Origin of the sequence: Gordonia sp. UCD-TK1 (genome assembly GCF_001691435.1) — a bacterium.
Classification (GTDB): domain Bacteria; phylum Actinomycetota; class Actinomycetes; order Mycobacteriales; family Mycobacteriaceae; genus Gordonia; species Gordonia hongkongensis.
Genome location: NZ_LZMP01000068.1, coordinates 1 through 20,505, shown reverse-complemented (window position 1 = coordinate 20,505; position 20,505 = coordinate 1). Strand labels below are relative to the sequence as shown.

Sequence of the window (20,505 nt, the reverse complement as noted above, 5' to 3'; positions counted from 1 at the left end):
ACGTATGACGGATCTCATCGCCCCGCGCCCTCCTCTCCTGCCGACGATGCACCGGAGCCGATCAGCAACAGACCGACCATCGCCCTGGCGTCGGCGTCGGTGTACCCGGGTCCGATGATGCACAGGTTGCCGATCGCCCGTAGGAAGGTCAGCGCGCAGATGTCCCGGCTGACCTCTCCCGTGGCCTGCGCCGGTTCGAGTAGCGAGGCGAACGCCGGCACGAGGGTGTCGAAGATGAGCGCGTGCAGATCGACGAGACTCGGGTCGTCCGAGCTGAGCGCGTCACTCAAGCCGTGTTTGGTGACGAGGAAGTCGGTGAACGCCGACGTCCACCGGCACAGCGCGGCACGCGGCGGGACCTGTTCGGCCAGAAGCTGTTCCGCCAGTGCCGCACATTCGTCGACCTGGTGCCGGTAGACCGCGGTGACCAGTTCCGCCCGGGTCGGGAAATGCCGGTACACGGTGCCGACGCCCACCCCGGCACGCGTGGCGATGTCCCGCACCGGGGCCTGCACGCCCGCATCGACGAAGGCCGCGGCCGCCGCCTCCAGAAGTGCCGTACGGCTCCGTTCGGCCTGCATCTGACGTGCTGTTTTTCCTGCGGACACCGTCCACCCCTTGCTCGCGGAACACCGTTCCGCTAGTTTGGCGGAACATCGTTCCGTCCAGGTTATCGCGTCCCGCTCCCCGTCCCGAAGGAACTCTCATGTCCACGGAATCGCTCGCCGGTCAGATCGTCGCCGTCAAGCCCATCGTCGTCCCCACCTCGGACCGACCGTTCCCGCTGACGGTGAAGGTCACCGCCCCGGTCACCGGCGAGCACCTCCCCGTCCTCGTGTTCTCCCACGGCAACGCCTGGTCGATGGACGGTTATGCACCGCTTGTCGATCGATGGGCCGCTTCGGGTTTCGTCGTCGTGCAGCCGACGCACCTCGATTCCCGGCGATACGGTATCGGGTTCGACGACCCGCGGTTCGCATCCATCTGGAGTACGCGAGTGCAAGACGCGCACGCGGTGATCGATCACCTCGACGAGATACTCGTCGCGGCCGGTGGCGACCTCCGCGCTCGCGTCGACATCGGCCTGCTCGCCGCGGCCGGCCACTCGTGGGGCGGCCAGACCGTCGGCACGCTCCTCGGCGCGCGTGTGGTCGGGCCGGACGGAGACGTCGGCCCGGATCTCGCACATCCCGCCGTGCGAGCGGGCGCACTGATCGCGACGGCGGGGACCGGCGACAGCCTGAGCGAGTATGCGCGCGAACACCTGCCGTTCATGCGGCCGGACTTCTCGAGGATGTCCACCCCGGCACTCGTCGTCGCCGGCGGCAAGGACGACTCGGCCCTGTCGACGCGTGGCCCGGAATGGCTGACCGACGCCTTCCACCTCTCCCCCGGCGCGACGGACTTGCTGTGGATTCCGGACGGCGAACACACTCTCGGCGGCATCGCCGGCGAGGCGGTACGCGAGACGACCGATGAGGACGCGGACCGGGTCGGCCTGGTCGCCGACGCCGTCGCCGCCTATCTGCTCGACGCACTCGGCAGCAGCTCGGCGGCGTGGGAAGCGTTGCGGCACGCGGACTCCGCGGACTTCACACTGCAGCGAAAGTGACGCCGGCCGGGTCGGCCCGGCCGGACACTAGGCCGAACCGGCCGTCTCCAGCAGCGACTTCAGCTGTGCGAGGTCCTTTTCCACCATCTCGGTGTCGCGGTCGAACTCGTCGTCGGACATGGCCAGCTGCCGGATGGTGAACACGACTTCGGCGCCCTCTGGATGCGCCAGCACCCGAAGCGGATTGAGCACGGTGTCGCCGGTGGGGAGCACCACCTCGTGGTCGACGACGCCGAGCGCGTTGCGCGGGACGAAGCGGACGGTGACGGTGCCCATCGGCGATTCCACGAGCAACTCGTCACCCCGCCGGACCACCTCCGACTTCGCCAGCCCTGCGGCCCACCGCGGCAGGTTGTCGGGTTCGGCCGCGAAGTCGTAGACCCTCGCGGGTTCGGCGTTGATGACCACACTCACGTGCCGGCTGCGCATGTGGCCAACGTAGTCGCTACCGCAGACGCCTGCCGACCGTGTCCACCGGCTCGATGTGATGGCGGGCCAGGAACAGCACGATGCCGAGCACGACGTAGACCAGGATCGGCGCGAACGCACCGACATACGCCGTCTGGTCGACGAGGATGACGGTGCCGGTGATGATCGTGAAGTCGAAGAGCCCGTGGATGACCGAGTTGAGGACGTTGCCGCCCGACACCCGCCGGATCAGGTAGAAGAAGTATCCGGCGAAACTGACGGCGATGGCCTGCGGAATCGCGCTCACGCCGTGGGTGATCGCGTTCGTCAGATGCACCGCTCCGAACACGGCACTGGACCAGAAGGCGACCTTGCCCTCGCTGAGCCCGTGATCGCGCAATGTGGTGACACCGATGCCCCGGAACATCGCCTCCTCGCCCCAGCCGACGAACTGCGTCGCGATCAACAGGGTCAGGATGAACAGGAGGTCCTTCTGGGCCAGCGAGCTGTAGTCGATGCCGACCAGGATGGCCACCACGAAAACCGCCGGGACGATCCAGACCCAGCGCCGGACGGGCCGGTCGTCGCGCAGCACGGGCCTCTGCCATCCCAGGATGACGATGACGAGGATCGTGAACACGAGCGCCGCCCCGAGCGGGAGGATCATCCCGAAGACCACGCCCGCGGTGGCGACCGGCTCGCTGTCGTCGGCGAGACGCGCGATCGCCAGGCCCCCGAGCTGGATGATGGCCAGGTAGACGACGACGATTCCGGCGAATCAGGCATAGCCGAGACGCCGACGGGCTCCGGGCCCCAGTTGCTCGAGGTTCACCCGGGGAATCTAGCAGCCCCCGACGCCGATCTGCCCGGTCAGGAGAGCGACTCCGCGCTCCCGTCGGTGGGCTCGGCCAGTTCCCTCTCGATGAGCTGTTCGGCGACCTTGGCCAGCGGCGTGTTGGTGTCCTGGGACAGGCGTCGGAGCAGAGCGAAGGCGGCGACCGCATCGATGCGGAAGCGGTACATGATCATGCCCTTGGCCTGACCGATGATGTCCCGGCTGGCCAACGCACTGCGGAAGTGTTGTTGCTGCCGCGCGGCACGCAATGCCAGGGCGGCGTGGGTCGCGAACAACAGGCCGACTTCCAGGGACTCGTCGCCGAAGGCGTCGGGCGTATCGGCGAACATGTTGAGCGCGCCGATGGTCCCCTTGTCGGTGAACAGCTTGAACGACAGGCTGGACCGCAGCGGACTCTCGTCGAGGATGCGAGCGGAGAAGGCGGGGAATCGCTCGTCGCGGGCGATGTCGTTCACGAGCACGGTGTGGTGATCCCAGGCCGCCTGCAGGCACGGACCCTCACCCGTTTCCTTCTGGATTCGGTCGGCCAGGTTCATCAGCGGGTCGGTGGGCGCCAGCGTGTCGAAGTTGTTCTTCTGATCGACCACGAGAACGCCGGCGTACTGCGCACCGGGGACGTACTCGACGGCACCGGCGGTGACCGAGGGCAGCACCTCGGCCGACGTGTCCTCCGTGGACTCGGGAACGGCATGCATCTGCCGCGCCAGCTCGGCGATCTTGAAATGGACGTCTGTTGCCACCGGCACTCAACCTCGATTCGATGCGCCGGATCAGCCCGGCGAACCCCGTGATTCTACAAACCTCTCATACGTTCAACCCGGTTGTTCGTGCCGAACCGACTCTCGGATGGCCCTGGATCGGCTCAATCTTTGGGACGATCAGGCCCTTATCCCCGCGCGAGGTGATCTCTACCATTGGCCTGGTGATCAAACGGTTCAGTGTCTCCGTCCTCTGTGTCATCGCGGCGATCACGGGGGCGGTGGCCGTCGGCACGCCCACGGCGCAGGCCGCACCATCGTGCTCCGACGTCGAGGTCGTGTTCGCACGCGGAACCGTGGAGACCTCTCCGCCGCTGGGCCTCACCGGGATCTCCTTCGTCGAGGCCGTTCGCTCGCAGCTGCCGGGCAAGTCCGTCAGCGCCTACGGCGTCAAGTACCCGGCCAGCGACCAGTTCAACAACCGGCTGAAGTTCGCGCGCACGGTGGCCGACGGCGTCCGCACCACCCAGAACCGCATCAAGTACCTGGCCGCGAAGTGCCCGGACACCAAGGTCGTCCTCGGCGGCTACTCCCAGGGCGCCGTCGTCGCCGGCTACGCCGTCCACGCCGGGCTGGACCTGCCCGCCCGGTACGCCGCCTACGACCGGTTCGTGCCGCCGCCGCTGTCGGCGAACATGGCGCGCAACGTCGCCGCGATCGTGCTCTACGGCGCGCCGTCGGATCGCTTCATCGACGACATCGGCGCTCCCCCGGTCAAGGTGGCCGCACCGTACCGCAGCCGCACCGTTCGCTACTGCATCCCCGGCGACACCATCTGCGACGGCGCGCCGGTCGGCGGCCCGAATGCCCTGCACGTGCTCTACTCGGTCAACGGCATGACGCTCGAGGGCGCCCGGTACGCGGCCCGGCGGGTCTGAGCTCGGTTCAGAAGTCCGGCGCAGGCACGACTTTCGCGAAGGTCCTGCTGGCGTCGGACTTCTCCGCTTCGTAGACGAGAGCCAGTTCGGCGCGCTCGAAGTTCTGGAACCACTCGTCCCAGGTGATGTGCTCGAGGTCGCCGTCGACCGCACCGTCGAAGTCGATGCGGAGCATTCCTGTTCCGCCGACGCTCCGGATGTCGCGAACGCGGGCGGGCACACCCCGGTGGGTGGTCGCCCACTCTCGGATCTCGTCGTGATCGCGCGTCGTCCTGCAGTGAGACCCCATCGGTCGTCTCCTATCGTGCCGCACCGAAACCCACCATTGGGCATCGCGGTCCGTGGACCGCCCTGTCCTTGTCTCGGCGTCCGGGCGTCCGACGTCAACCGCTGATCGGTGCGCTGTTCATACCCAGGACAGGCTCTCGTCAACCCTGCGTGACCCGGGATGTCAGGGCGCGGCTCGGAGCGAGACGGTGAGATCGAAATGGTCGAAGGCGCGTGGCATCTCGACGTCGCCGCCGCGCACACGTGGCGCGAGCACGTTGTCGTCGAGTTCGTGATCCCGGCAGATCGCCGCCAGCACCGCCGTGCTGAACATCAGGACCACGTTGCGTCCCGGGCATTCGCCCGGGCCATCGCTGAAGGGGACGACACCGGCGAGTCTCTGCGCTCGACCGTCGGTCCAGGCCTCGGGGGTGAAACGCTGGGCGAAGTCCATCGCGTCGTCGTCGCGCTGGAAGAACTCCGCGATCACGATCGTGGTCGCACCCTCGGAGACCGCGCCGCCGTCCCACGGGACATCCCTGCTCGCCTGGCGCAGGATGGCGAGGGTCGTCGGCCACAAGCGAAGCGATTCCAAAACGGTCGCACGGAGTGTCGGCAGCAGGCGCGCCTCGCCGGGATCCCCGTCGGCGATCTCGCTCCGCGCCGCCGCAGCGGTCGCGGGGTGGGCGGCCAACAGCGCGAGCGATCGGTGGACGGCCACCGCGACCGCGTCGAATGCGAACAGCCAGTGCGGGATCTGGCCGGTCGGGTCCAGCGAGCCCGGACTGTCCAGTGCGTCCCTCGTGACCCCGGCGAGCGAGTCGTCGGGCGCGGAGGCCACCAGGTGGTCGAGACGCCGCCGGAAGTTGTTGTAGGTGGTGGACCGGTACGGGAAGACCGGGCCCCAGTTGGCATCCCGACGCAGCGCAGTCAGCAGGTCGGTCACCTTCTCGTCGTCGCGGGCCGCGTCACCGAAGACGAAACGGCGCACCATGCGCCAGTGCGCGACGGCGTATGCATCCCAGGTCAGACGGCCGTCGGTGAGGGTGGGGAGCAGCTCCGCGATCTCGGATTCAACGATCTGTCCGCATCGTCGGTGCAGGGAGTGCACGTCGGAGGAGGTCTGCAGCGCCAGTTCGTTCAGTTCACGACGGGCCCGGCGATGCCGGTTGTCCGAGATCAACACGCCCGTCGGCTGGAAGCGCGACAGCGCCGCGACCTTCTCCTTGGACGCCGGGGTGAACGGGTCGGGCGTGCCGTCGAGGGTCGCGGTCACCGCCGGAGGTCGCAACGCGAGCACCATCGAACGCGGGAAGGTGAGTGCCAGCGCGTCGGCGTCGTCGTATCTGGACCGCAGACCGTTCAGCACCCGCGCCGCCCGACCGTGGGTGTCCAATCGCCCACCGAGACGGACCATCGACTTGCGCCGCGCCACAACACCTTCGGCGATCACCGGGGCGAGCACACCGGCCAGGATGCGGCCGGTGTCGAGGAGTCCTGCTCGCGCCAGCCGCGGCGTCGTGGTCGCCTGGCCTGCGCTTTCCTGCACGTCATCATCGGGTCCCCGTGACATCTACGACGGCTCTCCTCACCACAGCGGATTCACGCCGGGCGGACCGCGGCGTCGGCTGCCCCCGGTCTACCCGTCGACCGTGCTGACCAAACCGTCGTCTGTGCGTCCCGGACTCTCAGGACGAGCCGCGGTCGCCGGCGGTGTCGAGCGAGGCGTCGAGGCGATGGAAGCCGTCCCGGAGGTAGACCGTCCCGTCCTCGACGGTCTCCACGTCGTCCCATGGGATGAGCACGGTGCCGCGGTGCAACCACGCGAAGAACCGGTTCAGCGCCCATGGCCGCACGACCCCCTGGCGTTCGTACCCGAGGAAGGACACGCGATTCCGGCGGTTGACGAGCAACCCGACCAGCCTCAGTGCGTCGTCCTCCACCTCGAAGCGCAGGTCGATCACGTGGCCGACGTGATCGCCGTCCGATCCTCGGACGGTGCAGCTCAACAGGTCGCTGGCAATCATCGCTTCCCGCTCCCGGGGATGCGCGCGACGATGTGATCCCGGCACCATCGTTCCGGCCACGCGAGTTCGAGTTCCTCCTGCGCGTCGTCGATCGCGACGCGCACATCGATGTCGCGCACGCGGTCGAAGGGGATGCGGTCGAGTTCGCTGATGTGCGGCCCGCCGCCGATGAGTCGGTAGAAGAGCGCGCGGCCGGTGAGCAGGGCGGAGACCCGCGGCGGACCATCCTCCGGCATCTCGATCTCGACGTCGTCGACGACGCCGAGCGGCACCCCATCCCGATCATGGATCTGCCTGTCCAGCAGATGGAGTCGGAGATCGATCGTGGCCCGGCGCGACAACCCGCGGTCGTCGTCCCGCGCACTCACCGCCCCGCCCCCGTCACGATCAGCAGTGGTATCGCAGCCACCGAGGCGACCACGCTGATGCCCAGGTAGATGGTTCCGAAGAAGTTCATCACTCGCCCGTTCACTCTGTCTCCCATGTATTCTCGATCATTCGCCACCACGAGGATCGGTAGATAGGTCAACGGCAGGGCGACCGCGGAGAACACGACCGAATACTCGGTGACCATGATCGGATCGACGCCGGTCAGCAGGATCAGCACTCCCCCGAGGAGGAACACGATGATCACGAGGTGGAACCGTGCCGCTTGGAACGGCTTCTTGGCTGCGCCCCAGGGCCATCCGGCGTACTGGGCGATGGAGTAGCCGGTCGACAGCGCCGTCTCGAGGGCCGCGCCGGTCGTCGCCGCGACCAGCCCGATGATCGCGAAGGCGAGCGCAAGCTGTCCGCCGGCCTGCGCCACGGGTAAGACGACCTGCGACAGCGAGTCCACCGAGATGTCGGCGGGCATCAGGTAGAGCGCTGCGGCGCCGGCTATCGCGATCGAACCAAGGCCGCCGAGGGGGAATCCGACCAGCACATTCCATCGCTCTCGGGCGAGATCCTTACGCCGCCAACCCTCCTCGATACCGCCCGAGGAGAAGAAGAAGACCTCGTACGGTGTCATCGCCGCACCGAACAGCGCGATGGCGTAGTACCAGTAGGTGGGTACCGACTCCTGTGACGGGATCGAGGGCGCCGTCATCTGACTCCACACCTCACCCCAGGGCGGTTGCAACAGGAAGAAGACCACGCCGAACACGGCCAGGCACAGGCCGAGCAGGCCGGTCACGTTCTCCATGATCTTGAAGTTGGCCCGCCACAGGATTATCCACACACCGAACGCGGCGACCGGCACCCACAGCAGCGGCGCGACCCCGCTGGCCAGTTGCAGCGCCAGTGCGATTCCGCCGATCTCGGCGGTGAGGGTGAGTCCGGTGACGAACAGCGAGGCGACGAGGTTGGCCGCACCCATCCGCGGGCCGAGTCGTTCCCGGATGATCTCGAAGGTACTGCGTCCGCTCACCGCGGCGACCCGCCCGGACATCTCGGCGAACAGACAGATGCCGATGACGCCGACCACGACGACCCACACCAGGCTGAAACCGAATCGCGAGCCGACCACCGCGTTGGTGACGATGTCGCCGATGTCGAGGAAGCCGCCGATGGCGGTCAGGATGCCGAGCGCGACGCCGAAGATCGTCTTCACCGGTTCATCCCCTCCCGCCGGCTGCGGAACGGGGGTCGTCGACGATCCGCTGCAGCCGCTCGCCGACCTTGCTCAACGCGTCGAGCGACTCGGCGACCCGCGGGTCCTCGCGGTCGAGCAGCGTCACCGAGCGGGCGGAGACGAGAACCCGGGTGGCCTCGCCCATGGCGTCCTCGACGCCCGCCCGCATCGGTTCATCGGCCACGTTGTCGATGTCGAGGTTGACGACCGCCCCGTAGGCGGACAGTGACTGCTCGATGAGGTCGTCGAAGAGGACGCGCACATACTGTCGCGGTGCGCGGTCCTCGGTCCACAGGCGCAGCCCCTCCTCGCCGGAGGCGACCGAGCTCACCACGTCGCCGGACGAATGCGACAGCTCGGCCGTCACGCCGCCGGGCTGCCGGGCGCACCCGGCGAGGAGGAGCAGACACAGTCCGCACGCGAGAACCGCGCGCAGCGTGGTCGATCCGGCCGTCAGCCCGGTCGGCAGCAGCATCACCGTCCCCTTCTGTCGCGTCCTGGCGTCGAGGCGGTCCGCGTCCGCCACAGGCCGCCTCGTGGAATAGCCCGCGGGACAGCGAGCGAAACCGGCACCGGTCATGCGCAATCCACTGGTCGGCGATGCCCCCGAGCGCGGATTTGGCCCGTCGGGGCGGTTCCTCAGCCCGCGAGCAGCGCGACGATGGCCCTCGCCAGGCCACGTCGGGCCAACTGCTGATCCTGGAAGGTGCCGAGCTGCTTCTCCGACACCAGGCCCCGCATGGCCCCGGGCAGGAACGCCGCGACCTCACGTACCCGCTCCGGATCGACGTCGAGGTCGGCGAAAGCGCGCTGGCACGAATCGATCCACGACGGCCCCCACGACGCGAACTCGGCGGCGGTCTTGGGAAACATCCGACGCAACTCGTCCGGATCGCGCGGCAGGGCCGCCCGCAGGGTCTCGATCGCACGGGATTCGGGCGCGGTCAGTCCGTCGTACATGAGGTCGACGATGGCCGCGACCCGCTCCGCCAGCGGCGCATCGGGTTTCACACTCATCGGGAGGTCGCCGCGGTGCTCCGCGGTCCGATGCAGCACCGCCGCCCACAGACCGTCGATGTCGTCGAATTGATACTTGACCGCGCCCCACGTCGCGCCGATGTCCTTGGCGATCCGATTGCCCGACACGGAGGCGGGGTCGCCGGTGGCCAACGAGGCGAGCGCGGCGTCGAGCATCGCCTCGCGCGTCGCCTGGCCGCGCCTGTTCACCCGCCGGGTGACGCTGCCCGTACCGCCGTCGGGGGATCCGTCGTCCACGCGGACGTCGGAGGTGCGGGATTCGCCGGGAACCATGGCTGCCGATCGTAGCCGCTGCTGACCGCGGTCATGGCGTAGCGGCAATGCGCTGACCGGCGCGATGTTTGGCGATCGTTCGCTCGGCTACCCGTCCGTCGGGTCGATCGCGACGAAGTGCGGACGACCATCGTCCGACGAGGCAGCCGGCCCGTTCGGACACAACCCGACATTTGGCACAAACCGTTACCCGAAGCGGTAGATACAGACAGCAAGAGTTTGTATCATTGTGCAGCCGATGTGACACAAGTCACCGGTGGTCCGAGGGGGACGACATGAATGCAGCGACCGGCATCGGAGCCGCCCGCCACGCCCTGTCCGGCCTGCTGCCGGCCGAGGCGCGTCGCCGACTCCGCAACCGCGTCTACAAGGACACGCTGTTCAACAGCCGCGAACCCGAACGGACCTCATGGGCGGTGACCGACGACGGCGCGCGGCTGCGCGTCGTCCATCACGGACCCGCGGACGCTCCCGTACTCGTTCTCGTGCATGGTTGGTCGTGTTGTGTCGAGTACTGGAATCCGCAGATCAATGCGATGGCCGAGCGCTACCACGTCATCGCCTACGACCAGCGCGGCCACGGCGAGAGCACCTGGGGCCGTCGCGCGTTCGACACCGACGTCTTGGCCGATGACCTGTCCACCGTGGTCTCCCAGACGCTCCCGGAAGCAGCCACAGCCGTGTTCGTCGGGCACAGCATGGGCGGCATCACCCTGCAGGCCTGGGCTCACCGGCATCGCGGTCAGGCCGAGTCACGAGCCACCGCAATGGTTCTCGCCAACACCACCTGGGGCGGGGTCGCCACCGAGAGCCGGGTCCTGCCGCTCGTCAACGGCCCGATCAAGGCGCCGCTGTGGCTGCTGCAGATGGCGCTGTCCATACCGGTTCCGTTCCCGGGAGATCGGTTCACGCGGAGCGTCATCCGGCATCGCATCCTGAACGGCCGATCGGCGACCGTCGATCACGCCGCGTTCGTCCTCGCGATGACCCGCTCGTGCTCGCCCAGCTCCCGCGCGAAGTCCGCCGTGGCCCTTCTCCAGTTGGCGATGGGACCCGCCGGCGCCGACGCCATAACCGTGCCGACCACGGTCATCGGCGGGCGGCACGACCTCCTTCTCCCGCACGCGATGACCCAGCGCATCGCGCATGCCCTGTCGGTTCGCGGCTACCTCGATCGCCTGGTCGTCCTCGACACCGGTCACGCGTCGAACATCGAGGCCGCCGAGGACTTCACGGCCGAGATCCATCGGGTCATGCATTCCGCGTCACCGAGTCCGGAGCTCGCCGAAACCGCCAGCTGACCAGGCACGCCCTTTTTCATAGAGCCCTCTTGTATTCTCGTCGCGCGGGACCTACGGTTGCCGCATGGCGAGAACGCCGCTGTCGATGACACCCACCGGTTGGTTCCAGGTCGCCTGGTGCTCGGAGATCCCGGTCGGGGCGGTCCACACGATGAAGTACTTCGGGCGCGAGATGGTCGCCTGGCGATCCCGCTCCGGTGCGGTCTCCGTCTTCGATGCCTACTGCGAACACCTCGGCGCCCATCTCGGGCACGGCGGCCACGTCGACGGCGAGAGCCTGGTGTGTCCGTTCCACGGCTGGGAGTGGAACCGCGAGGGGCGCAACGTGTGCATCCCGTACGAGAAACACCCCAACCGGGGACGCCGCATCCGCAGCTATCCGGTCGTCGAGCGCAACGAGGCCGTCTGGATCTGGCACGACACCGACGGTCGCCCTCCATATTTCGATGTTCCCGACATCTTCGGTGACTTCGGCGACGACAGCACCGCGGCCGACTACTATCCGCCGGTCCCCGCGGCCACCCTCTTCCGTCCGGGACTCGAGATCCACCCGCAGTACATCATGGAGAACGGCGTCGACTTCGCCCACTTCAAGTTCGTCCACAAGACACCGTTCATGCCCGAGTTCACCCGGCACGACTTCGACGGGCCGGTGTCGCACGTCGACTTCACCATCGCCTTCGAGGAGGGCGCAACACTCGAGAACGCCACCAGCGGAGTGGAATCCATCAACGCCGGGCTGGGTTGTTCGATCACCAAGAGTTGGGGCATGGTCGACAACCGCACGATGCCGGCGGTCACCCCGGTCGACGAGCACACCTCCGACGTCCGGTTCACCGTGTGGATCGGCCGCAAGCCGGGCGAGGGCACCGGCGAGATCACCCGCTACGGGACCGTGATGGCCGACCTCGTCATCGAGCAGTTCGCCGCCGACATCGACATCTGGGCACACCAACGCTACTCCGATCCACCTGCACTGTCCCGCAAGGAGTTCGAGGGCTTCACCGCACTTCGCAAGTGGGCGCGACAGTTCTACCCCGACGGCGGGCCCGACGATGCCGATCCGTCGTCGTCGAGTGGAGCGGTGCTGCCACAAGGCGATGACTTCGTCCGCATCCGCCGTTCCGAGCTCGAGGCGCTACGCGCCGCCACGCAATCCTGACATACATTCAGCCCGAGAGGATCTGTCATGACCACCACCGAACAAGTCCGGGTCTTCCAGGTCGCCACCGGCAATCTGGGCACCGAGATGATCGGGCGCATCCAGTCGCATCCCGACCTCGAACTGGTTGGGCTGCATTGTTATACGCCAGACAAGATCGGCCGCGACGCCGGTGAGATCGTCGGGCTCGACCCGATCGGGGTGACGGCCACCGGCACGGTCGAGGAGATCATCGCCGCCCGTCCGGATGTCCTCACCTTCTACGGCGTCTTCCCCGACGAGGATCTCTACGTCCAGGTCCTCGAAGCCGGAATCAACGTCGTGACCACCGCGGACTGGATCACCGGTTTCCACCGCGACACCAACCACCCGCACCATTCGGGACGCAAGGTCAGCGAGGTGATCGCCGAGGCCTGCGAGCGCGGCGGCGCGACCTTCTACGGCACCGGCATGAACCCCGGTCTCGCGCAGATCCTCGGCATCGTGCACACCGCCGATGTGGCCGACATCGAGAACGTGACGATCATCGAGTCCGTCGACGTCTCCTGCCACCACTCCGTGGACACCTGGAAGGCGGTGGGTTACGGCCTGCCCGTGGACGATCCGAGCATCCCCGACTCGCTGTACAAGTACACCGCGGTGTTCGCGGACTCCGTCTACCTGATGGCCGACGCCTTCGACCTCGAACTCGACGAGGTGGCGTTCTCCTACGAGCTGGGCGCCTGCACCAAGGACGTCGACCTCGGCTGGTATCAGCTCCCGGAGGGTTCGCTGGGCGGCAGCTACATCAAGTACCAGGGCATGGTCGACGGCGTCGCGCGCGTCGAATCCCACCTCGAATGGCAGATGACACCGCACACCGATCCGTCGTGGAACATCCAGGCCTGCTACATCACCCAGGTCACCGGCGACCCGAACATCTACTCCAAGCACATGATCTTCCCGCGTAAGGGCTTCGACCTCAGCAAGCCGGAGAACTTCGCATCCATCGGCATGACCGTCACCGGACTCCCGGCCCTCAACTCGATCCGGTCCGTCGTGGCGGCACCTCCGGGCATCGTGACGAGTGCCGACCTCCCGCTGCGATCATTCGCCGGGCGGTTCGCGATCTGACGGAACGTGTTGCGACCCTTCGTGGCTCGTCGCTAGCACTCCTCGCACCTCAGGGAGCAAGAATAATGGTCGCTTCGCTCCTCGCACCTCAGGGAGCAATGGGGGTCGGTTCAAGCTCTGACAAGAAGTCAACCGAGGTCGATGGTCACCCCGGTGAGCTCGGCACCGATGTCCCACAGCCGTGCGGCGACGTCGCGGTCCTTGGCCTTCACCGACGGCTCGACCAGTACGGGCGGACCAACGAGCCCGAGACTGCCGACCGGACCGTAGTAGTCGCCGCCCTGAGCCTTCGGATCGGTGGCGGCACGAAGAACCGGCAGGGCACCGTCGGGCGGGTCCATGATGAACCGGTCGGTGAGCCAGCGCAGCGACGGCGCGTGGTAGGCCCACTGGAGGAACCGGCTCTGCTCACGCATCACCCCGGTCCGGGTGCCTCCGGGGTGGGCCGCCAGCGAGATCGCAGACACCTCAGCACTTCTCATCCGGCGGTCGAGTTCCATTGCGAACAGCATCTGGGCGAGCTTCGCACGCGAATACGCTGCGGCGGTACTGAAACTGCGGTCCATCGGCAGATCGGCGAAGTCGATCGAGCCCGCCCGGTGGACATGGCTGCCCACGGTGACCACGCGTGCCGAGTCCGCGGCGAGCAGGCGATCGGTCAGGAGCCCGGTGAGTGCGTAGTGACCGAGATAATTCGTGCCGAAGTCCATCTCGAAACCATCGGGGGTCAGTTCGCGCCGCGCCCGCATGACCCCGGCGTTGTTGACCAGCAGATCGAGCCGAGGATGACGCCGCCGGATCTCGGCGGCGGCGTCATGGACGGAATTGAGACTCGCAAGGTCGAGATCGACGAGCTCCAACTCTGCCCCGGGGACCTTGCCCACGATGTCGTCGCGAGCCTCGGCCGACGTCTGCGGGTTACGGCACGCCAGCACCACGCGCGCGCCCAGAGTCGCCAGCCCGAGCGCGATCTCGCGCCCGATCCCCGAGTTCGCCCCGGTCACCACCGCGACCCGTCCGGTTTGCGGAGGCGCGTCGGCCAACGTCCACCCCGACTTCACATCTGCCCCCTCCGGCACCGGCTCGAACGACGATGTTGTTCGTATCACATGGCGCCTGAGGGAGCGAGAGTCAGGCGCTCACGGCCTCCGGGGCGGCGCTGCTGAATTGTCCGGCCGGCGCGAAGCGGGCGAGGACCTCGTCGTGCGGCTCTCCGGCCACCGCGGCGATGAAGCCCTCCACGTCCTCGCGGGTCCGCAGACCGAGCAGCGGATTCGGTTCGGAGAGGAGACCGAACAGGGCCGACGCGATGGCGGGACTGACGGCGGCAGCCGGAAACGACAACTCCAGGTGGGTCGCGTAGTCGGGGTCGCCCAGGTAGAGACGGGTGACCTCGACGGCAGCCCGTCCGCGTCGCTCCCAATGCTTCTCGAATTCCGCCGACAGCCATTCGGCGGTGAACTCGCCCTCGTGGCCGCGAGCGGCCTTCACCAGTTCGGCGACCTGGATCAGCGAGTTCTGCGCACCCTGCCCCGCCACCGGGTCGACGGCGATCGCGGTGTCACCGATCGCCGCGACCGGATGTCCACCCGCGGTGGTGGCGACGGCCTGCCGCACGGTCGGGGTGACCGCACCCTTGAGCCACGACACCGGATCGGACTCGATGACCTGCAACCGGTCGATGACCGGCGCATCCTCCGGGAAGTATTCGGCGAAGATGCCGGAGATGGCCTGCCGGGCCGAGACCGCGTCGTGGACGTCGTCGATCCGGGCGGCCCACGCCCCGTCGGGCTTGGCGAAGACGATGAACGACCACGTCGGGCCGGCGTCCTTGTGCAGGAACGGTCCGACGAAGATCTCACCGTTCTGCGCATCCAGGTTGAACAGGGAGTGGTCGCCGCCCGCGCTGCTGCGGTAGGCGAAGGACTCCGGGCCGTGGTCGACGCCGGTCAGGGTGACCTGCAGCAGACGACGCTGCGGTTCCCGGTAATGCGTGCGTGACTCGTCGACCGGGAACAGCGTCGACAGTCCGCCCTTGCCGGTGGCGACGAGGGTGATGTCGGCGTCGGCGGCGATCGCGTCGAGACGGTCGAGGCCGACCTGTCCGACCTCGAATCGGCCGCCGCGGTCGAGGAACCGGGCGAGCCGGTCGTCGGCGCGGAGGCGGAGGTCGACGGCCTGGGCGACGTAGCCGTAATCCGGGTTGAACTCGAGGACCGCGGCGCGCTCGTCGCCGCTGCCGGAGTACAACCGGGCGCTGATGCCGGTGGTGTTGCTGACCTCGTACAGGTCCTCGATGATCTCGGCATCCCACTCGCGGGACTTGCCGAACAGGACACCGACACCGGTCGGCGGCACCTTGTCGCGCAACGACTCGCGGTCCCGGTCGCTGTAGAGCGTGACGTCGAACCCGGCGTCGAGGAAGCCGAGGGCGGCGCTGGTCCCGGCCAGCCCGGCCCCGATGATCGCGACCGATCGTCGTGCTGTCATGAATGGATCTCCCCTGGTTGTCGGCGTGGAATGACTGCTCGACAGCGTGCCGGGGCGATCGGTGTGGCTGAAGGGTTAGACGCACCGAGAACGAATCGGTGCGTCGGCGCCGGCTCGGGTGAGGACGCTACGCGTCGTCGCGAACCCGGCGGTACCGCTCGTAGATCACCTGTCCGCCGTAGGTCCGGGTCTCGGCGAGCGACAGCCGGAGCGTGTCGGCGACCGGCGGCAGCAACGGGGTACCGCCACCGACGATGACCGGGTAGCGGAAGATGCGGAACTCGTCGACGAATCCGAGTTCGATTGCCTGCCGGGCCAAGTCGGCGCCGCCGATCTCCACGTCGCCGTCGGTCGAGTCCAGCACCGCGGTGAGCTCGTCGGCCAGCGATCCCTGCGCCAACCGCGCGTTGCCCTCGACCGACGTGAGGGTGCGGCTGAAGACCACCTTGGGCAGCGCCGACCAGAGGTCGGCGAACGCGGCATCCGCGTCGTTCTCACGCATCCGCGGGTCCGTCTCCCAAACCAGCATCGTCTCGTAGAGCCGGCGGCCGCACACGAACGCGCCGAGCTCGCCGACCCGTTCGGTGTGGAACGCGAACAGATCGTCAGAGGGGACCGACCAGTTGAAGTTGCCGTCGCGGTCGGAGATGAAGCCGTCCACCGAGACGCCCATCGACAAGAGCAGCATGCGGGGATGTTACGACGCCTCGCCGACACAGTCGCGGACTCCGACGCAGCAGGTGAATCCACGAGTCAGCTGTGAGGTCCGACGACACCCCGCTCGTGCCAGGCTTCCCTCAGGTGCGGGCAAGTACCATCGCCCTCTGTGCGTACGCCCCTGACCGATGCGACACCCGTCGCAACCCCGAACGAGGACGCCGCGACCGGCAACACGTCCGGGTACCGGTTGGACCTCGACGGGCTGCGCGGCATCGCGATCGCGCTGGTCGCGATCTTCCACGTCTGGTTCGGCCGGGTGTCCGGCGGCGTCGACGTCTTCCTGACCCTGTCCGGCTACTTCTTCGTCGCGTCTCTGCTCAAGCACGTCCTGGCGACCCAGCCCGCGACGAGTTCCTGGGGCGCGGCGATCAATCCGTGGCCGCGATTCTCCCGGCTCCTGCGCCGGTTGCTGCCCGCTCTGCTGCTGGTCCTCGCGGTCACCGCCGGATTGATCGCGCTGATCATGCCGACGACGCGTTGGGGACCGCTCGGGGCCGAACTGCAGGCCAGTGCCCTGTACTACCAGAACTGGCACCTCGCGTTCGAGTCGCAGGACTACGCGGCCGCCGACTCCGCGAACAGCCCGATGCAGCATCTCTGGTCCATGTCGATGCAGGGCCAGTTCTTCGTCCTCACCCTCGTCTGCGCGCTGGCACTGGGCGCGGTGCTGCGTGCCCTCGGCCGGCGATCCGCATTCTTCGCCGACCCCAAGGTGGTCCGTGGAGTCGTCGGGATCGCGCTCGGCGTCGTCGCACTGGGCTCCTTCGCGTGGGCCAACTACCGCCACGGGATCAACCAGCCCTTCACCTACTACGACACCGTGGCCCGTCTGTGGGAACCGCTCGTGGGCGGACTCCTCGCGGTGTGGATGCCGCGGATCGCGCTGTCGCAGCGGGTGCGTGACCTACTCGGACTCGTGGCCCTGGGCCTCATCGTGACGTGTGGCTGGTGGATCGCCGGCGTCCAGGAATACCCCGCGGCGTGGGCGCTCGTCCCCGTGGGAGCGACGCTGATCCTCATCTGGGTCGGCTCGTCCCAGACCGCCCCCATCGATCAGGCCCCCGTCGATCAGAAGACGGCGTCCGGCCAGACCTCGATCCGATCCGGGGTGAGCCGCGGTCTCGCCCATCCCCGGCTGGTGTGGCTGGGCTCGATCGCCTACGCGCTGTACCTGTGGCACTGGCCGCTGCTCATCTTCTACCTGGCGTGGCGCTATCAGGACGATGTCTCGTGGTTCGAGGGCACCGCCATCCTGGCCGTGTCCGTGCTGCTCGCCTGGCTGACCACGAAGTACGTCGAGGCGCCGCTGCGTGCCGGGTCGGCGAAGCGGAAGCAGTCCCCGGTGCCGCCCGATGCCGATGGCGTGGTCGCGCGGCCGCCGTTCGAGAAGACCAGAGGCTACCGGCGCGCCCTCGTCGCGGTACTGGTCGTCATCAGTGTCGCAGCCGGCGCCGCCGCGGTGACCTGGCAGCGCGACGCCGCCAACGCCACCCTCGACACCCAGAACCTCGACCCACGGCTGTACCCGGGTGCGCGGGCCTTCCTCGACGGCGCTCCGGTACCGAACGTGACCGCACAACCGAGTCCCCAAGTCGTCGACATGGACTGGCCGATCACCTCCTACGACTCGATCATCAGCGGCTGGAAGGACCCGTCCATCAAGGTCGGGTACTACGGCGACGTGAACGCCACCCGAACCATCGCGCTGGTCGGCGGTTCGCATGCGGAACAGTGGATCACCGCGCTCGACGCCATCGGCAAGCGCCACGACTTCCGCGTGACCACCTACCTCAAGGTCGGGTGCGCCCTCACGACCGAGCACGTGTTCACGTGGTTCGGCCAGAAGTACTACCAGTGCAACGACTGGTCGCGTCGCGTCATGGAGCGGCTCGCCGTCGACAAGCCGGATGTCGTGTTCACCAACAGCACCCGGCCCGTCGAGTCGGGCGACGGCGACTACGTCCCCAAGGACTACGAAGAGATCTTCGCCGAGTTCCGCGACCGCGGGCAGCGGGTCGTCGCGGTCCGCGACAACCCCTGGGCGACCGGACAACTCAAGCCGCCGGAGTGTCTCGCCAGCGGACGCAAACCCGAGGTGTGCGGCGTGCCCCGAGCACAGGCGATGGCGCCGGCCGACCCCGCCGCCGCGCTCGCCGGCGAGTTCCCCAACATGAGCTTCCTCGACTACACCGACGCCATGTGCGACGACGAGTACTGCCCCGCGGTCGTCGGGAACATCCTGGTGTGGCACGCTCCCTGAGCAGCCTATGAGGGTTTGTGTCAACAGGGTCCTGTGATGGGTGTGGGCGTGGGGGTGTGGCCCGGCGGCCGGTGGTGGCTGCGGGATGGATGATGGTGGGGTTTTGGATGGCCGGGGTCGTTGCCTGGCGCGGGCTCTACCTAGCGGTCAAACGGGTTGGTACCCAACAGCCTTCATTCGAGCTTGGTTCGCGCCGGGGTGGGACTGCTCAGGCTCAGGGTCGGGCTTATGTGCCCAAGGAGCAGCGAGCTTGTCCCGGCCGGAAGGGGTTTAGGGGTCAGGCGGCGGTCCTTTCTACGGGTCGGGTACGGCCGGCAGCGATGTCAGGGTTCCACGGCGTGGCGGTGGTGATGACGACGTATAGCTGCCGCAACAGAGCCGCGGCGATCGCTACCCGGGCCTGGTTGGGGTTGAGGCGGTTTGCTTCTCGGCTGGTCAGGTGCCGATAGCGGGCGGCGTATACCTCGTTGTGGGTCAACGCCGCGAACGCCGCTCGCCAGGCGGCGACCCGCAACAGCGGCCGGCCACGACCRCTGATGCGGGTGGCGCCGCGGTAGGCGCCGGAGGAGTTCTCCCGGGGGCATAGTCCGGCATGTTTGACTACCGCCCGCGCCGAGTCGAAGCGGGTCAGGTCACCGGTTTCGGCGAGGATCGCCGCCACCGAGACCGCCGATACTCCGGGAATGGATCCGGCGAGTTCGTGCAGGCCCAGCCCGGTGAGGACCTCGATCATGGCCGCCTCGACCTGCTCGCAGGCGGTGCGGGCGTGGTGAAAGTCGGCCAAGGCGTAGCGGGCCCGTTCCAGCGCACCGGCCTCGGCGGTGATCGTGGTCTCGGTCTGGACGGCGAAAGCGGCATCGACGATCGCGACCAGGATGCGGGTAGTGACCCGACGCCCACCCCAGCAGGGCAGTTCGGCGCGTACGTGTTCGCGGAGCCACGCCACCGCCTGTTCCCGGCTGCCCTGGGCGGTCAACGTTTCCGGGGTGCAACCGATGACGGCCATCGCGGCCAGCCAGGTCACCGATTTGAACGGTTGCCCGGCGCAGTCAAGGGCGTGGGGCCAGGCGCCTTCGAGGAGGTCGCGGGCTTGTTGCTGCGCCGCACCACGGCGGGTGAGTTGCTGGGATCGGCGTACGCCGAGGTGACGTAGCCGGGTCCATTGCTCGTCGGCGTGTTCGGGCAGATAGATATGAAGTTGGGTGGTCAGYCGTGCGATCAGCAGGGCGTCTTTGTCATCGGATTTGTCGTGGGTGAAGYCTTCGGTCTCTCGGGCCCGTGCCACCGCGATCGGCTGCACACACACCATCTGCACCCCGACCGCCGCGGTCAGGTCTCGGACCGTTTTCCAGCGATGCCCGGTCGGTTCACACGCGATGACGATGCCGGCAAACCCGGCAGCGGTAGCGGCGGTACGGCTCCACTCGATCGCGGTGGCCAACTGCGGTGGCGCGCAGTGAAAAGTTCTGCGCGCCACGATGCGGGAGTCGTGATCGACCACAGCGACAACTTGCTTTTTCGACGCCAGATCAATCGCTGCGACCGCGTAGTCACGGCGCACGATGCCCCGGAACTTGCTCAACCGATCGTTGCGACGCTTGTCTCCACGACTCAAACGACTAGCCTTAGACATTGACATCCTCCTTTTGTGGTTGGGATAACCAAGCCCCTTATGACCACATCAGGAGGATGTCCCAGTTACCAGCCCTTCCAGCTATTACTAGGGG

At 67.8% G+C, this 20,505-nt stretch carries 21 protein-coding genes; 6 read left to right on the top strand and 15 right to left on the bottom strand.

What is annotated here, in order from left to right; genetic code table 11:
* Window positions 1-14 precede the first annotated feature (14 nt).
* On the bottom strand, window positions 15-608 hold the full coding sequence (locus A9310_RS22375; protein ID WP_223258918.1) for a TetR/AcrR family transcriptional regulator: 594 nt from the start codon (window positions 606-608) through the stop codon (window positions 15-17).
* Window positions 609-706: 98 nt separating this feature from the next.
* Here A9310_RS22375 and A9310_RS22370 point away from each other — a divergent pair, with 98 nt between their 5' ends.
* Window positions 707-1,612, top strand: a complete 906-nt coding sequence (locus tag A9310_RS22370; RefSeq protein WP_065632446.1) for a chlorophyllase — start codon at window positions 707-709, stop codon at window positions 1,610-1,612.
* Window positions 1,613-1,639: 27 nt separating this feature from the next.
* Here the strand turns inward: A9310_RS22370 and A9310_RS22365 are convergent, their stop codons facing one another.
* From A9310_RS22365 to A9310_RS22355, 3 genes are all read right to left on the bottom strand, one after another.
* Window positions 1,640-2,041: an SRPBCC family protein gene (locus tag A9310_RS22365; RefSeq protein ID WP_139104721.1), complete on the bottom strand. Its 402-nt coding sequence runs from the start codon at window positions 2,039-2,041 to the stop codon at window positions 1,640-1,642.
* Window positions 2,042-2,057: 16 nt separating this feature from the next.
* Complete coding sequence (locus A9310_RS22360) at window positions 2,058-2,687, bottom strand: CPBP family intramembrane glutamic endopeptidase (protein WP_249356148.1); 630 nt, start codon at window positions 2,685-2,687, stop codon at window positions 2,058-2,060.
* A gap of 203 nt (window positions 2,688-2,890) precedes the next feature.
* Window positions 2,891-3,616 (bottom strand): GAF and ANTAR domain-containing protein, encoded by a 726-nt coding sequence (locus A9310_RS22355; RefSeq protein ID WP_137809529.1) that lies wholly within the window; start codon window positions 3,614-3,616, stop codon window positions 2,891-2,893.
* Window positions 3,617-3,789: 173 nt separating this feature from the next.
* Between A9310_RS22355 and A9310_RS22350 the strand changes: the two genes are divergently transcribed.
* The gene (locus A9310_RS22350; protein WP_083207504.1) at window positions 3,790-4,512 is read left to right on the top strand and encodes a cutinase family protein; all 723 of its coding nucleotides are present in this window, start codon (window positions 3,790-3,792) and stop codon (window positions 4,510-4,512) included.
* Window positions 4,513-4,519: 7 nt separating this feature from the next.
* On the opposite strand, the gene A9310_RS22345 is transcribed toward A9310_RS22350, so the two are convergent.
* The 7 genes from A9310_RS22345 to A9310_RS22315 form a co-directional block, all read right to left on the bottom strand.
* A complete protein-coding gene (locus A9310_RS22345; protein ID WP_065632445.1) occupies window positions 4,520-4,801 on the bottom strand; it encodes a hypothetical protein in 282 nt (93 codons plus the stop codon).
* A 162-nt stretch (window positions 4,802-4,963) separates the two neighbouring features.
* On the bottom strand, window positions 4,964-6,352 hold the full coding sequence (locus tag A9310_RS22340) for a cytochrome P450 (RefSeq protein ID WP_083207492.1): 1,389 nt from the start codon (window positions 6,350-6,352) through the stop codon (window positions 4,964-4,966).
* 115 nt (window positions 6,353-6,467) lie between these two features.
* Complete coding sequence (locus A9310_RS22335; protein WP_065632444.1) at window positions 6,468-6,806, bottom strand: PRC-barrel domain-containing protein; 339 nt, start codon at window positions 6,804-6,806, stop codon at window positions 6,468-6,470.
* Window positions 6,803-7,174: a PRC-barrel domain-containing protein gene (locus A9310_RS22330; protein WP_065632443.1), complete on the bottom strand. Its 372-nt coding sequence runs from the start codon at window positions 7,172-7,174 to the stop codon at window positions 6,803-6,805. Before A9310_RS22330 ends, A9310_RS22335 begins: the two co-directional genes overlap by 4 nt.
* A complete protein-coding gene (locus tag A9310_RS22325; protein ID WP_065632442.1) occupies window positions 7,171-8,400 on the bottom strand; it encodes an Nramp family divalent metal transporter in 1,230 nt (409 codons plus the stop codon). Before A9310_RS22325 ends, A9310_RS22330 begins: the two co-directional genes overlap by 4 nt.
* Window positions 8,401-8,404: 4 nt before the next feature.
* Window positions 8,405-8,947, bottom strand: coding sequence for a hypothetical protein (locus A9310_RS22320; RefSeq protein ID WP_139104720.1), 543 nt, complete (start codon window positions 8,945-8,947; stop codon window positions 8,405-8,407).
* A 113-nt stretch (window positions 8,948-9,060) separates the two neighbouring features.
* The gene (locus A9310_RS22315; RefSeq protein ID WP_223258919.1) at window positions 9,061-9,615 is read right to left on the bottom strand and encodes a TetR/AcrR family transcriptional regulator; all 555 of its coding nucleotides are present in this window, start codon (window positions 9,613-9,615) and stop codon (window positions 9,061-9,063) included.
* A gap of 392 nt (window positions 9,616-10,007) precedes the next feature.
* Here A9310_RS22315 and A9310_RS22310 point away from each other — a divergent pair, with 392 nt between their 5' ends.
* From A9310_RS22310 to A9310_RS22300, 3 genes are all read left to right on the top strand, one after another.
* Entirely contained in the window at window positions 10,008-11,033 is a 1,026-nt protein-coding gene (locus tag A9310_RS22310) for an alpha/beta fold hydrolase (protein WP_065632439.1), read from the top strand.
* 64 nt (window positions 11,034-11,097) lie between these two features.
* Window positions 11,098-12,195 (top strand): Rieske 2Fe-2S domain-containing protein, encoded by a 1,098-nt coding sequence (locus A9310_RS22305; protein WP_065632438.1) that lies wholly within the window; start codon window positions 11,098-11,100, stop codon window positions 12,193-12,195.
* 27 nt (window positions 12,196-12,222) lie between these two features.
* On the top strand, window positions 12,223-13,308 hold the full coding sequence (locus A9310_RS22300; RefSeq protein ID WP_065632437.1) for a dihydrodipicolinate reductase: 1,086 nt from the start codon (window positions 12,223-12,225) through the stop codon (window positions 13,306-13,308).
* A gap of 128 nt (window positions 13,309-13,436) precedes the next feature.
* On the opposite strand, the gene A9310_RS22295 is transcribed toward A9310_RS22300, so the two are convergent.
* From A9310_RS22295 to A9310_RS22285, 3 genes are all read right to left on the bottom strand, one after another.
* A complete protein-coding gene (locus tag A9310_RS22295; RefSeq protein WP_065632436.1) occupies window positions 13,437-14,369 on the bottom strand; it encodes an oxidoreductase in 933 nt (310 codons plus the stop codon).
* A gap of 70 nt (window positions 14,370-14,439) precedes the next feature.
* Complete coding sequence (locus tag A9310_RS22290) at window positions 14,440-15,798, bottom strand: styrene monooxygenase/indole monooxygenase family protein (RefSeq protein ID WP_065632435.1); 1,359 nt, start codon at window positions 15,796-15,798, stop codon at window positions 14,440-14,442.
* Between the two features lie 127 nt (window positions 15,799-15,925).
* On the bottom strand, window positions 15,926-16,486 hold the full coding sequence (locus tag A9310_RS22285) for a dihydrofolate reductase family protein (protein ID WP_065632434.1): 561 nt from the start codon (window positions 16,484-16,486) through the stop codon (window positions 15,926-15,928).
* Window positions 16,487-16,624: 138 nt separating this feature from the next.
* On the opposite strand from A9310_RS22285, the gene A9310_RS22280 reads away from it, so the two are divergent.
* A complete protein-coding gene (locus tag A9310_RS22280; RefSeq protein WP_254661319.1) occupies window positions 16,625-18,778 on the top strand; it encodes an acyltransferase family protein in 2,154 nt (717 codons plus the stop codon).
* A 277-nt stretch (window positions 18,779-19,055) separates the two neighbouring features.
* Here A9310_RS22280 and A9310_RS22275 read toward each other — a convergent pair whose 3' ends face one another.
* Entirely contained in the window at window positions 19,056-20,411 is a 1,356-nt protein-coding gene (locus tag A9310_RS22275; protein ID WP_175401197.1) for an IS110 family transposase, read from the bottom strand.
* Window positions 20,412-20,505 lie beyond the last annotated feature (94 nt).